The following is a 12,682-nucleotide window of genomic DNA, read 5'->3' on the forward strand; positions in this document are numbered from 1 at the left end:
GAAATTACCTGTAATATGATCCTGCAATTATATCAGGAATATCTAGCGTTATGGCAGTACAATCTACATCTAATCAGAGAAGCGCAGTAGCAAATCGCGCGGTGAAAGATGTGTATCCAGTTTCTCGTTTAGTCAGAGAAGCCCGTGTGTTGCTGGAAGGCTCATTTCCATTACTCTGGGTGGAAGGCGAGATTTCTAACTTGGCCATGCCTGCCTCAGGGCATATTTATTTCACGTTAAAAGACGAAGCCGCGCAAGTTCGCTGTGCGATGTTTCGTAATCGCAATAATCAATTACGTTTCACGCCTGAAAATGGCATGCAGGTTTTATTGCGTGTTCGTGTCAGTTTGTATGAGGGGCGTGGTGAGTTTCAGCTTATTGTTGAGCATATGGAAGAGGCGGGAAGTGGTGCATTACAGCGTGCATACGAAGCCTTAAAACACCGGCTTGGTCAAGAAGGTTTATTTGACCAGGCGCACAAAAAAACACTACCGATATTACCTAAAGCTGTAGGCATTATCTCATCGCCAGATGGCGCAGCTGTGCATGACATTGTGAGTGTGTTGAAACGTCGTTTTCCTACAGTGGATGTGATTTTATATCCCGTAGCCGTGCAAGGTGAAAGTTCAGCAGGGCAATTAATTGCTGCAGTGAAACTGGCTGATCAAAGACGCGACTGCGATGTCATCATCATTGGTCGTGGTGGAGGCTCTTTGGAGGATTTGTGGAGCTTCAATGATGAGCAATTAGCACGCACTCTGTTTGCCTGCGAACTTCCCATTATCTCAGCCGTCGGGCATGAGATTGATTTCACGATTTGTGATTTTGTCGCTGATGTCAGAGCTCCGACACCATCTGCCGCTGCTGAGTTAGCAGTGCCGGATGCCCAGCAGTATTTGCTCAATTTTCAACGCTATCAGCAGCAAATGACACACATTATTCGTCAGCGTCTGACTTCTGAACAGCGACATTTGCAACATTTACATCGCGCCCTTCCTCGGCCTGAATTGCTTTTACGACAACAAACACAATGGCTTACTCAACAAAAAAGACTATTGGATTCAGCCTGGCATCGACAAATACTGAATTGCCAGCAAAAACTTGATTATTTATCGGTCAGGTTAAAACATCCGAAAGCACAGATCGAAAAGCAACGCGCGATGTTAGAGGGCTTGTCTCATCGTTTGCAAACTGCGTTCAGAACTCAGCAAAAAAGCATGCATCAGCAATTTTTGTCATTACAGTTCAGGTTACAGAGACAGGTGCCACTGTCTCGATTACATGAACAACAAAACCTGGTACATACATTGAATAAACAGCACCACCGTTTAATGCGTCAGCATCTCGATAAAGCAAGACAATTTCTGGCACAACAGGTGCGGACGCTTGCAGCGGTAAGTCCCTTGAATACACTGGATAGGGGCTACAGCATTACCAGTAGGGCGAATTCAGGTGAAGTAATCACCTCGGCATCAGCCGTTGCTCCAGGTGATAAGGTCTTAGTACGGTTGCATCAAGGGCAGCTAAGTTGTGAGGTGAAAAACGTTGATGAAATTTAATGGCTGGATATTGTCTTTTCTCTTGTTAATTTGTTCAGATGTCTTGGCAAAGCTTCCAGAGCAATCAGCTGTTCCCGGTGGGGTCGTCATTTTGCCTGTTGGTAGTATCGAAGAAACGAAACCTGATGTACGTTTTGAAGACAAACCTGTCATGGTGGTGAAAGCAGATGGTCTTTGGCAGGCAGTTGTTGGAGTTCCATTATCAGCAAAAGCGGGAACGTTGCGTATCGTTGTAAAACGTGGTGAAGAAAAAAGTACGCAGTTATTTTCGATTAAAGATAAACAGTACCCGACACAGTACATTACGGTAAAAGATAAGCGGAAAGTGAATCCCAACTCGTTGGATATGAAACGAATTAATCAGGAATCAAGCCGTATTCAACAAGCATTAACCGCATGGACTGACACTGATAGTGAAACAGTGAATTTTATCTGGCCTGTGAAAGGACGTGTAAGTGGTTTATTTGGTCGCCGCCGTGTTTTTAATGGTGAGCCAAGAAAGCCGCATAGCGGCATGGATATCGCTGCTAAAACTGGCACGCCTATTCAGGCACCAGCGTCAGGTATTGTCAGAGGGACAGGCAATTACTTTTTTAATGGCAATACGGTCTTTATTGATCATGGTCAAGGTCTGATCACTATGTTTTGTCATTTAAACCGTATAGACGTAAAGGATGGTCAGACAGTCAATCAGGGGGATATTATTGGTACTGTGGGGGCCACAGGCCGGGTGACTGGGCCACACTTACATTTGGGTGTGAGTCTTAATGACGAACGAGTAGAGCCACGCTTATTTTTCCCACCTGAGTCAGAGTTAAAATAACTCAGAGGTAAGGTTTCAGTAATTGTGTTAACTGGCCGAAATCAATCGGTTTAGTTACATAAGCAGTAAATATGCCTGCCGCGGCGTCCTTATTTTCCTGCATTGCCGCTGCGGTTAAAGCTATCACCGGTATGGTCTTCATCTCATCTGAGGCTTTGATCGTTTTGGTCGCTTCTATTCCTGACATGCCGGGAAGGTTGATATCCATAAGTATTAAATCTGGACGTCGTTCCTCAATAAATGCCAGCCCCTCTTCTGCGGTGGCACAACTATGAAAGCTAACATTCGAATAGCGTGAAAAAAACACTTCAATTAAACGAATATTTGCCGGATTATCTTCAATATAAAGTACATGACGTGATGAGGTTTCAATCTGCGTGTCTGTTCGACGGGTTGGGGTTGACTTATCACTCATTTCTGAAGACGGACGCTGAGCTGAATGCCATGCCGTTTGTTGTGTGGATAGTGGCAGCTCAATCCAGAAGCTGCTGCCTTGCCCCTCAGTGCTGGCGAAATCGATTTTACCGCCCATTGCTTCAATCAGTCGTTTACTAATATTCAACCCTACGCCACTGCCTTCGATATTGGCATACTCTTGTCCCAGTCGCTCAAAAGCAGTAAATACATGGGCTTGTTTATCAGCGGAAATACCATGTCCTGTATCGGTTATGGTCATTTTTAGACAACCGTTTTGCGGCAGCAGGCGTGTTGTGACGATAACCTGACCACCTGCCTTGTTGTATTTGATGGCATTACTGACCAGATTAATAAATACCTGTTTTAGTTTGGTTACATCAGCAATCACGACCGTATCATTTTGTTCAGGGACAGTAATCTTCACATCATATTTTTTTGCCATGGTTTCCAGCATTGGCAGGCACGCATCAAATATACTTTTGATAGAAATATGTTCAGTTGATAACTGGATGCTCCCCGATTCAATTTTAGATAATTCCAGCACATCATTAATTAGGTTAAGTAAGTGCTCGCCACTTTCAATGATTTGTTTGATTTGATGTCGTTGTTGTTCTGAAGGACTGGGATCATTATCCGAAAGCAAGAGTTGCGAAAAGCCCAGGATGCTGTTTAAAGGTGTACGAAGTTCGTGGCTCATGGCAGATAGAAACTCAGACTTCGCTTTATTAGCTCGTTCCGCTTCGAGCTTGGCTTGAATCAAGGCCTTTTGTTCTGCCTTTTGTTTAGAAATATCGCGTGCAATACCAGTAAAAAAGTGTTTTTCATCCCATTTAAAATGACTGATGGTCAGCTCGATTGGAAACAGATTCCCACTTTTATGTAAAGCTTCTAGTTGAACAGGTTTGCCGATAATGTGACTATCTTCTGTTGATAGGAAGCGAGCCATACCTAGTTTATGCATATCACGATAACTGGCTGGTATTAATTCAGTAATGTTTTGGCCTATTATCTCTTCTGGGGCATAACCATAGAGTTGTGCTGAAGCTTTATTAAAGCTGACTATAACGCCATAGGCATCAATCGTGATGACGCTATCGATCGTGGTGTCTAGTAATGTCTTTAGTCTGAGGCTTTCTTGTTTGGCCTTGGCTTCCAGCGCTGAGCGGTTGGCTAACTCTTTTTTTATCGACTCTGTTTTTTCCTGGATTTCCTTGGTCAATATTCGGTTATGGTGACGTTTTACCAGGTAAAAAAAGATAATAGTCAGACTCAATCCGCTTAATATAAGTACTAACCACTTGAACAGGACGATCTCACTATCAGGTGCCGTATAAATGAACTCATCCAGATCTCGGGACTGATCATTGATACCTAACTTACTATAAGTCTCAGCAATTTGTTTCCAACGACTGAGGGTGACATGACCAAATTCTACGGTAGGGTAGAGACTGAGTTTTAATAATTGTTCCGCTTCATAATTGACGTGTGCAGGTGTTTTACGTTGCGTATTATATTTTTCTAATACGAGATCAATAATTTCGTCGGTATGTTCTGCCGTGTATGTCCATCCTTGATAGGTTGCTTTTCGAAAAGCATCCACCAACTCTGGATTATTTTGAATATAGCTTTGCGTTGTAAAGAGAATGTCACTATAAAAATTGATGCCGTAGTCTCTGGGGGAGATTACTCTATACGGCTCATTTTGCTCTTGCATGTAGAAGGGTTCATTCGAAATATAGGCTGTGACGCCATCAATGCGACCACTGATCAAATCATTGAGATTATTTTTGCTGGGGGGAACAAAATTAATCTTTGACGTATCAACATGCTGTTGTAGAAAAATGGCCGTTAAATCATCAGCCTCAGATTGCCGGTTGATTGTCCTACCTACAAAATCTGCTGCAGAATAAATGCCGGAGTCAGCTTTGACCAACCACACATATGGACTGCTTTGAAAGGTAGCGCCTAATGCTACAAAGGGACGACCTTTCATATATTCCATGACTATCCCGGTGCCGGATATGCCAAAATCTACATTTCCATTCTCAACTTCATCATAGGGATGGTTGAAACCGGTCAGAATCTCAACATCTAATCCTGCCTGGCGATAAAACCCTTTTTCTTTGGCGGCATAGATGCCCGCAAACTGAAACTGATGTTGCCAGTGTAGTTTTATGGTGACATGCTTAAGATCGGTATTTTTTGAATTTTCTTCGGCATGCGCTGTGCTGCTGAAGAAAAATACAAAAAATATGAAAAACCATCTTACATTCATAGACATAGCCAAATCAGAACAGTGTCTATGTTAACTGAACAGATGACTCTGCCGCCAGTAATGTCACATCCTGAAGTCACGGCCCAGATAGACGCTTAATACATTTTTATCTTTCAGAATATCTTCAGGGGTTCCACGCGCAATCACTTCGCCTTCGTTAAAGATATAAGCACGTTGGCATACCTTCAGGGTTTCTCTGACATTATGATCCGTGATCAATACACCAATACCACGTTGGGCCAGCTCTTGAATAATGCCCTGAATGTCGAGAACAGAGATGGGATCAACACCTGCAAAAGGTTCATCTAACAGAATAAACTGAGGATCCATTGCCAGAGCGCGTGCAATCTCCACGCGCCTTCTTTCTCCACCTGATAATGCCATTCCTTTCGAATGACGGATGTGTTCAATGTGGAAATCTTTTAGCAGTTGTTCCAGTAATTGTTGTTTGGAAAGATCGTTCAGTTCTGTCCGTGTTTCGATAATGCCGTAAAGATTATCTTCTACACTGAGTTTGCGAAATACTGAGGCTTCTTGTGGCAAATATCCAATCCCCAGTTTGGCACGATCATGGATTGGGTAATGAGTCAGTTCCTGCTGGTCAAGATAAATATAACCATGATCAACCGGTACCAAACCCACAATCATGTAAAAACTGGTGGTTTTGCCTGCACCATTTGGCCCTAATAGACCAACGATTTCTCCACTGTTTACGTCCAGTGAAATATCTTTAACGACTTGCCTATCACCATATTGCTTAGCAAGCTGATGCGCTGAAAGAATACTCATTACTCGTCGATCGCTTGTAAATAATAGTCGTTAACCCAGCCAATAACTGTCTCGCCGTTAAGCATTCCTCGGATTTGTGCCCAGCCTTGTTGGCGAGTAAGCACAAGCACACGAAGATTTTGATCAAGCGTGCCTAGACGCTGATAACCAGTTCCTGGTCCAGTTCGTACATTTAAACGACTTGTGGTGATGACTTCTGGATACTCTTTTGCAGGTAATGGTGCTTCTGCAGCAGGTTTTGGTGTGGTTGGTGTCGCTGTTTCAGTTTGAGCGGCGGGTTTGGGCTCATTAACTGCCGCTTTTGGCGCGTCAGCTTTCTTAGGTTTGGCTTGACTTGGTTTGTCTTTTTTCTGCTGCGTCATGGGCTGAATAATCATATGAATACGGCCCGAGTCATGCGTTTCACCGCCCACATTGACTGGTGCAGAATTGGCACTGACTACATTTCTGGCTATGTCATATTCAATACGATTACCAATAAACTCATCGCCATTTTGCCAGACATGGCCTTCACCTATCAGATAGATCTTTTGCTTGTCGGCATAATATTCCATGCGAATAGCTTTCGCTTTAACGGGTGGCTCACCGGGTTTGTGCACTTGTTCGTATGTAGCTAATTTACCGACAGAAACAGCTTTGGTGAGCTGTTTATTTTCATCGTAGTGGAAAGTGATGATATCACCTGTGATTTTTAACGTGCCCTGCGTGAGAATCGCATCCCCCTTGTATTGGGTGACGCCTTCCTGATCGTCCATCTGTGCATGGTCAGCTTCAATATTAATCGGTTTTTCACGGTCACTCGGCAAGGCCCAACTGATTGCTGGCAACATCAAACATACCGTTAATAATTTAGTTAGCAGGTGCATCGTATTGTCCTTTCACCCTGGAATGCAGGTTAATGGTTTCATCATTCATATCTGCATGAAGGCCAACTGAGTCAGTATCTCCGTTCGGAGTTTTAATCGTGACAGCATGGTCGGTATATGCAGTGTTATATTGTGTATCAAGCGTGAGCTCATCAGTCAGCATTTTAAATGCCGGGTTATTTTCATTAGTGATAATAACATTTCCTGTCAGCAGGATAGTTGTGTTATCGCCTTGAGTGTGACCGTGATCTGAAGTGATGACCCAGGAATCTCTACCTGGCTTGAGGAATTCTGCAATAGGATCAATGATTTCTGTACTGTCATCAGCTGGGTAGTGGGCCATTTCTTTACCTTTGATGACCCTTGCTGGTGTGCCATTGATATCCATGATTGTCATTGTGAAGTCTGTCATTGCGTAATCACTGCTACGATGAATCTGATTATTTTCAGGTTCAACTGGTTTGCTATCATCAGACAAGAGCAGCCAGATGCTTAAGATAGCTATCAGAGGCAGTAATATACGTAGATATCGAGGGAGATTAAAAATGGCGTTCAATTTGGTCTTGCAGGTTTCCCTGTCCTTCCATAATTAGCTCACACACTTCACGTGCAGCGCCATGACCGCCATTTGACGTGGTGATGAAGTGAGCATGCTTTTTGACAATAGGATCCGCGTCTTGCACGGCTATGGCTAATCCAACACGGCTCATGATGGATAAGTCTACCCAGTCATCACCGACATAGGCGCATTCTTCTGGTGATAATTTGAGTTCTTTTATTAATTGTTGAAAGACGGGTAGCTTGACTCGCTGACCCTGATAGACATATTTGATACCTAAACTCTGCATGCGATGTTCGACCGTGCGCGAGGTCCGGCCAGTGATAATGGCAATTTCAACTCCGGTAAATTGCAATAACTTCATACCGTGACCATCGCGTGAGTGAAAAGCCTTGTACTCTTCACCATCATCACCAATGATAATTTGACCATTAGTTAAAACGCCGTCAACATCAAATACGACAAGTTTAATTTTCTTTGCTTTTTCTAAAATATCCTGCATGACTCTCTCTTAGACCACTCCGGCACGAAGTAGATCGTGCATATTGATGGCACCACATAGCTGTTGATGTTCATTTTCTATCAGTAAGGCATTTATTTTGTAGCGTTGCATTAATTCTAATGCTTCAGCCGCCAGCATGTCAGCACGCCCCGTTTTACATTCACGTGTCATAAAGGCTGACAGTTTTTCAGTATGAATGTTAATTTCCTGTGATAACACTCTGCGTAAGTCACCATCAGTAAATACGCCTAAAATATGATACTGATCATCGACCACTGCGGTCATGCCCAAGCCTTTGTTAGACATTTCTATCAATGCCTGACTAATCAAGGCTTCTTCATCAATGGTCGGAATGGCATCGCCTGTATGCATAATGTCAGAGACTCGAAGTAACAGACGGCGACCTAACAGCCCCCCTGGATGTGAGCGAGCAAAGTCTTCTGCAGTAAAACCCCGTGTTTCGAGTAAGGCGACGGCCAGCGCGTCACCCATGACTAATGCTGCTGTAGTACTTGAGGTGGGAGCGAGACCAAGTGGACAGGCTTCATTAGCGACACTGACATCGATATGTGCAGTTGCACACGTCGCTAATGTCGATTCCGGTCGGCCCGTCATGGCAATGAATGGAATGCCGAGGCGTTTTATCAAAGGTAAGATAGTCAGTATCTCACTGGTCTCACCTGAGTTGGATAAGGCTAGCACTACATCTTTATCAGTGATCATGCCCAGGTCACCATGGCTGGCTTCTCCGGGATGAACAAAAAAAGCCGGTGTTCCTGTACTTGCTAATGTGGCAGCGAGTTTACTGCCAATATGACCTGATTTTCCCATACCAATGACTACAACGCGTCCCTGACAATGCAGCATAAACTCACAGCCCTGCATAAAGTCATCATTAATACGCTCGTGAAGCGCTTTAACGGCTTCGATTTCTGTGTCAATGACAGCGTGGGCGAGCGCGCTGAGTTTGGCTTTATCAATCACAATTAACTGAGTCCAGGCGTATTTTGATAAACAAGTAATCCGTTGTAGGAAACGTAGACAAATAGCATCAATAAACCAGCAACGCGGCCTATGCGTCCATTCGCACTGTAGCGAGCAAATAAGTATAAGCCTACAGACAAACCAATCATGAATGGAAGATCCCTGTACAGTAACATCGGATCAATGTGCGAAGGTGCAATCAGTCCAGGCATGGCTAACACGGCAAGAATATTAAAAATATTCGATCCAAGAATATTACCGACCGCAATATCGTGTTCATTTTTTAATGCAGATATCACAGAAGCAGCAAGTTCAGGGAGGCTGGTACCTATAGCTACAATCGTCAGTCCTATAATCAAGTCACTCACACCAAGCAGGTGAGCAATGCCCGTTGCACCCCAAACGAGTGATTTCGAGCCAATCAGTAAAGAGAAAAGGCCAATGACAAAATAGAACGTTGCCTGTTTGGCGGTCATTTTGGCGCTGCCGTATTCTGCTTCAAATTCCGCTTCCATGGGGTCTTGCTTATTGCTACCTTTGATTGCTAACCAAGCCATCCCAGCTAAGGTCAGCATAAAGCCACTAAACAGAATAATGCCATCGCCCCGGCTGAGATCATTGTCTAGTAATAACAATAGCGACAACACCATGACAAACAGTAATACCGGAAATTCACGTTTTAACGTATCTGAGTGGACGGTGAGTGGGGCAATGAGCAGGGTAATAGCCAGCACTAGACCGATATTAGTGATGTTTGACCCAATAGCATTACCAATCCCCAGTGCTGGCGCACCATCGATTGCTGCTAATGCTGACACCAGCATTTCAGGAGCCGAGGTGCCAAAACCCACAATCGTTAAACCAACGATAAGGGGGGATACACCAAAATTGGTGGCAATATTCGCTGCGCCATCAACAAATCGATCTGCTCCCCAGATTAAAATTCCGAAACCCGCGATAATGGCTGATATAAACAGAATAGTTGTCATTAGCTTCCACGTTGATTAAATGTGAGATATGAAAAAGCCGGGATATACCCGGCTCTTCATTATAAGGATTCGTTTGTGAGTTGTCGTTAGATCATTCTTCAAACAAATCGAATTCATCATCGTTACTTGGCGGATTGCCGTCATGAACGAGATATTCACGATGCTGAAGGTATGCATCACGTACATAACTGTATTCGTCTGTAGCAGCCTCGTTTAACACTTTTTCAGCACGTAATAAGTTAGCACGAGTATCCACTAATCTGACTCCACGGAAAGCATTACGAGCACCGGGTCCCTCAACATAAGTAACGGGGTCGGTGTAATAGTCACCCACTAAACCAAATGAGTCACGCACTGTTCTGGGACCAAAGAAAGGTAGAACAATATAGGCACCAGGCTCTACGCCCCAGGCTCCAAGTGTCTGACCAAAGTCTTCGTTATTTTTGTGGTTCCCACTCAGACTGGCAACATCAAAAATACCGGCAACACCCACGGTAGTATTGAGAACAAAACGACCTGTATCGTTGGCTGCTTGTTTAAATTTGAACTGAAGGAGATCATTGATAATGACGGTGATGTCGTTCAAGTTGCTGAAGAAATTACTTACACCTTGACTGAGAGGGGCTGGCATCACTGTGTCATAGCCCTTTGCAACGGGTTTGAGGATAGCTTTATCGACCGTGTCGTTAAATTTGTACATTGCACGGTTGTATCCTTCAAGCGGATCCTTAGGATTATTGCTGGTAGCACAGCCAGTTAGCAGCAATACTGCCGCCAAAAAACCGAGTTTGAAAACTGAGCGCAGGGTAGACATCGAATCATGATCCTTTTAATTTTATTCTTATCGACCCGAGAAATAATCGCACGCCGAGTTATGGCAATGCAAGTCATCTGTTGCGTTTATGACATGGTAATGTGAACTAAGTGGCAAAAAAACAACATGGTGATTATTCACAAACACCAAAAAGATTGATTGGTAATGTCTGTATCTTTTAACTTTTTATTATGTCGGTTGTTAAACATAAAGTCCGAGAAGACTTTGGTGCAGGCTAACCAACTATGATTTTTTGCGTATTCAATACACTTGTCTCCAGATAAGTTAAGTGCTTTTCCTGCTGCTATTGTCAGGTCTTCATCAAGATAGCCTGTAATACCTTCTTGAACGATATCAGCAGGGCCAGTAACAGGATAGGCAGCAATAGGAACGCCGCAGGCCATCGCTTCCAATAAAACTAGACCAAAGGTATCTGTTTTACTTGGAAACACAAACACATCCGCTGCGGCGAGATAAGAGGCAAGCTCCTTGCCGAATTTGGCTCCGGTAAAAATGACATCAGGATACTTTTGGCGAAGATGTTCAAGATCGGGCCCATCACCGACAACGACTTTATTACCCTTGATATCTAATTGAAGGAAAGCTTCAATATTTTTCTCAACGGCGACCCGCCCCATATTCATAAATACGGGGCCAGTTAATCCCAGCTGTTGAGGGTTTTCAGGAGTGAAAATTTCTGTCTCTACACCACGCCCCCAAACCTCAATGTTCTGGAAACCATGTGAAAGCAAGCGCTGTTTTTGTGAGGCTGTAGGGACCAAAGTGTGTACGGCTTTACCATGGAAGCGTTTAAGCCAGGCATAACTCCAGCTCAAAGGAATAGGCAGCCTGAGTCTGATATATTCAGGGAACTGGGTATGGTAAGACGTTGTGAACTGAATACCGTTTCTAAGACACCATCGTCTTGCTGCCATACCCAGCGGGCCCTCAGTGGCGATATGGATGGCGTTGGCTTGATAGCTATCGAGTAATTTTTTGACTTTCCTGCCAGGTAATAAAGAGAGAGGAATACTCGGATACGTGGGGCAGGGGATAGTCTTGAATTGTTGTGGCGTAATCAGATGGACATCATGCCCCAACTCGATTAAATATCGACGAGTCTGTTTCAGGGTACGTACAACCCCGTTGACCTGAGGTTCCCAGGCATCGGTGATGATGACAATCTTCATTAGGCTGCCTGAGCAATAGCGTGAGGCTGCTCGATAATATCGGCCCAGTATAAAATTTCCATTTTACCGTTAGGGTGTTCAACAAGTGCGGTGCAGCTTTCTACCCAGTCACCGCAGTTGAAGTAATCGACATTGTTGATGCGGGTGATTTCAGCGCGGTGAATATGACCACAGACGACACCATCGACCCCTTGTTTCGCCGCTTCATGTGCTACGGCCTCTTCAAAATTACTGATGTATTGCACCGCATTTTTTACTTTGTGTTTTAAGAATGCCGCCAGAGACCAGTATGAAAAACCCATCTTACGGCGAACATAATTAACAAGTCGGTTTGCTCTGAGTAAGTAGTCATAGAGCCGCCCACCAATTTTGGCAAGTAGTGGGGAAATTTTGACGACACTATCAAATTGATCCCCATGTAAGATTAATAACTTTTTACCTTCAGCGGTGGTATGGACTATCTCGTTCTGAATTTCGATATTGCCAAAAACGGCTCCGTCGAAGTCACGGAGTAACTCATCATGATTGCCTGGTACATAAATAACCTTGGTATCGTGTTTAGCTTTACCAAGTAGGGTTCGGATTACATTATTATGTGCCTGAGGCCAAAACATGCGTTTTTTCATTTCCCACACGTCAACAATGTCACCGACAAGATATAAATAATCGCATTCAACCTTATGCAAAAAATCGAGTAAAAAGTCAGCACTGCAGCCTCGAAACCCCAGGTGGATATCAGAAATCCAGACGCTGCGAACTTTTAACTTCTCTTTGTGACTCACTTGTGTTTGCATAATGTGTCGTTTCCTTAGTATTTTGAGGGCACACTAACGAACTTATATTGCAGCATCATGAATATTTTGTTGCAGAATGATGACGATAACTTATTGAATTAATTGTCGTATCATTAAACAA

12 protein-coding genes are annotated in these 12,682 nt (G+C 43.8%); 2 read left to right on the forward strand and 10 right to left on the reverse strand.

Going from position 1 to position 12,682, the window contains the following annotated elements:
* Positions 1-50: 50 nt before the first annotated feature.
* Positions 51-1,559 carry an exodeoxyribonuclease VII large subunit gene (gene xseA / locus B3V56_RS02655; protein WP_289282003.1) on the forward strand — a complete coding sequence of 503 codons (1,509 nt, stop codon included), beginning with the start codon at positions 51-53 and terminating at the stop codon, positions 1,557-1,559.
* Complete coding sequence (locus B3V56_RS02660) at positions 1,549-2,382, forward strand: peptidoglycan DD-metalloendopeptidase family protein (protein WP_289244540.1); 834 nt, start codon at positions 1,549-1,551, stop codon at positions 2,380-2,382. The genes xseA and B3V56_RS02660 overlap by 11 nt, the downstream gene beginning before the upstream one ends.
* Before the next feature lies 1 nt (position 2,383).
* Here B3V56_RS02660 and B3V56_RS02665 read toward each other — a convergent pair whose 3' ends face one another.
* From B3V56_RS02665 to B3V56_RS02710, 10 genes are all read right to left on the reverse strand, one after another.
* A complete protein-coding gene (locus tag B3V56_RS02665) occupies positions 2,384-5,080 on the reverse strand; it encodes an ABC transporter substrate-binding protein (RefSeq protein ID WP_289283939.1) in 2,697 nt (898 codons plus the stop codon).
* Positions 5,081-5,137: 57 nt separating this feature from the next.
* Complete coding sequence (gene lptB, locus B3V56_RS02670; RefSeq protein WP_286303729.1) at positions 5,138-5,863, reverse strand: LPS export ABC transporter ATP-binding protein; 726 nt, start codon at positions 5,861-5,863, stop codon at positions 5,138-5,140.
* Positions 5,863-6,729 carry a lipopolysaccharide transport periplasmic protein LptA gene (gene lptA / locus B3V56_RS02675; RefSeq protein WP_286303730.1) on the reverse strand — a complete coding sequence of 289 codons (867 nt, stop codon included), beginning with the start codon at positions 6,727-6,729 and terminating at the stop codon, positions 5,863-5,865. Before lptA ends, lptB begins: the two co-directional genes overlap by 1 nt.
* Entirely contained in the window at positions 6,713-7,207 is a 495-nt protein-coding gene (gene lptC / locus B3V56_RS02680) for an LPS export ABC transporter periplasmic protein LptC (protein ID WP_320165600.1), read from the reverse strand. Before lptC ends, lptA begins: the two co-directional genes overlap by 17 nt.
* A 61-nt stretch (positions 7,208-7,268) precedes the next feature.
* Entirely contained in the window at positions 7,269-7,790 is a 522-nt protein-coding gene (gene kdsC, locus B3V56_RS02685; RefSeq protein ID WP_286303732.1) for a 3-deoxy-manno-octulosonate-8-phosphatase KdsC, read from the reverse strand.
* Positions 7,791-7,799: 9 nt separating this feature from the next.
* Positions 7,800-8,774 carry a KpsF/GutQ family sugar-phosphate isomerase gene (locus tag B3V56_RS02690; RefSeq protein WP_414673350.1) on the reverse strand — a complete coding sequence of 325 codons (975 nt, stop codon included), beginning with the start codon at positions 8,772-8,774 and terminating at the stop codon, positions 7,800-7,802.
* Positions 8,775-8,776: 2 nt separating this feature from the next.
* Complete coding sequence (locus B3V56_RS02695; RefSeq protein WP_289244442.1) at positions 8,777-9,763, reverse strand: calcium/sodium antiporter; 987 nt, start codon at positions 9,761-9,763, stop codon at positions 8,777-8,779.
* Positions 9,764-9,854: 91 nt separating this feature from the next.
* Positions 9,855-10,577, reverse strand: a complete 723-nt coding sequence (locus B3V56_RS02700; protein WP_289244441.1) for an MlaA family lipoprotein — start codon at positions 10,575-10,577, stop codon at positions 9,855-9,857.
* Positions 10,578-10,714: 137 nt separating this feature from the next.
* Complete coding sequence (locus B3V56_RS02705; protein WP_289283940.1) at positions 10,715-11,767, reverse strand: glycosyltransferase family 4 protein; 1,053 nt, start codon at positions 11,765-11,767, stop codon at positions 10,715-10,717.
* Positions 11,767-12,561 carry a UDP-2,3-diacylglucosamine diphosphatase gene (locus B3V56_RS02710; protein ID WP_286303736.1) on the reverse strand — a complete coding sequence of 265 codons (795 nt, stop codon included), beginning with the start codon at positions 12,559-12,561 and terminating at the stop codon, positions 11,767-11,769. Before B3V56_RS02710 ends, B3V56_RS02705 begins: the two co-directional genes overlap by 1 nt.
* Positions 12,562-12,682: the final 121 nt, after the last annotated feature.

This window comes from Methylophaga sp. UBA2513, from assembly GCF_002341285.1.
Taxonomy (GTDB): domain Bacteria; phylum Pseudomonadota; class Gammaproteobacteria; order Nitrosococcales; family Methylophagaceae; genus Methylophaga; species Methylophaga marina.

Coding starts and splice junctions, on each gene's coding strand:
- xseA (WP_289282003.1), top strand. CDS start 51: ATGGCAGTACAATCTACATCTAATCAGAGAAGCGCAGTAGCAAATCGC.
- B3V56_RS02660 (WP_289244540.1), top strand. CDS start 1,549: ATGAAATTTAATGGCTGGATATTGTCTTTTCTCTTGTTAATTTGTTCA.
- B3V56_RS02665 (WP_289283939.1), bottom strand. CDS start 5,080: ATGTCTATGAATGTAAGATGGTTTTTCATATTTTTTGTATTTTTCTTC.
- lptB (WP_286303729.1), bottom strand. CDS start 5,863: ATGAGTATTCTTTCAGCGCATCAGCTTGCTAAGCAATATGGTGATAGG.
- lptA (WP_286303730.1), bottom strand. CDS start 6,729: ATGCACCTGCTAACTAAATTATTAACGGTATGTTTGATGTTGCCAGCA.
- kdsC (WP_286303732.1), bottom strand. CDS start 7,790: ATGCAGGATATTTTAGAAAAAGCAAAGAAAATTAAACTTGTCGTATTT.
- B3V56_RS02695 (WP_289244442.1), bottom strand. CDS start 9,763: ATGACAACTATTCTGTTTATATCAGCCATTATCGCGGGTTTCGGAATT.
- B3V56_RS02700 (WP_289244441.1), bottom strand. CDS start 10,577: ATGTCTACCCTGCGCTCAGTTTTCAAACTCGGTTTTTTGGCGGCAGTA.
- B3V56_RS02705 (WP_289283940.1), bottom strand. CDS start 11,767: ATGAAGATTGTCATCATCACCGATGCCTGGGAACCTCAGGTCAACGGG.
- B3V56_RS02710 (WP_286303736.1), bottom strand. CDS start 12,561: ATGCAAACACAAGTGAGTCACAAAGAGAAGTTAAAAGTTCGCAGCGTC.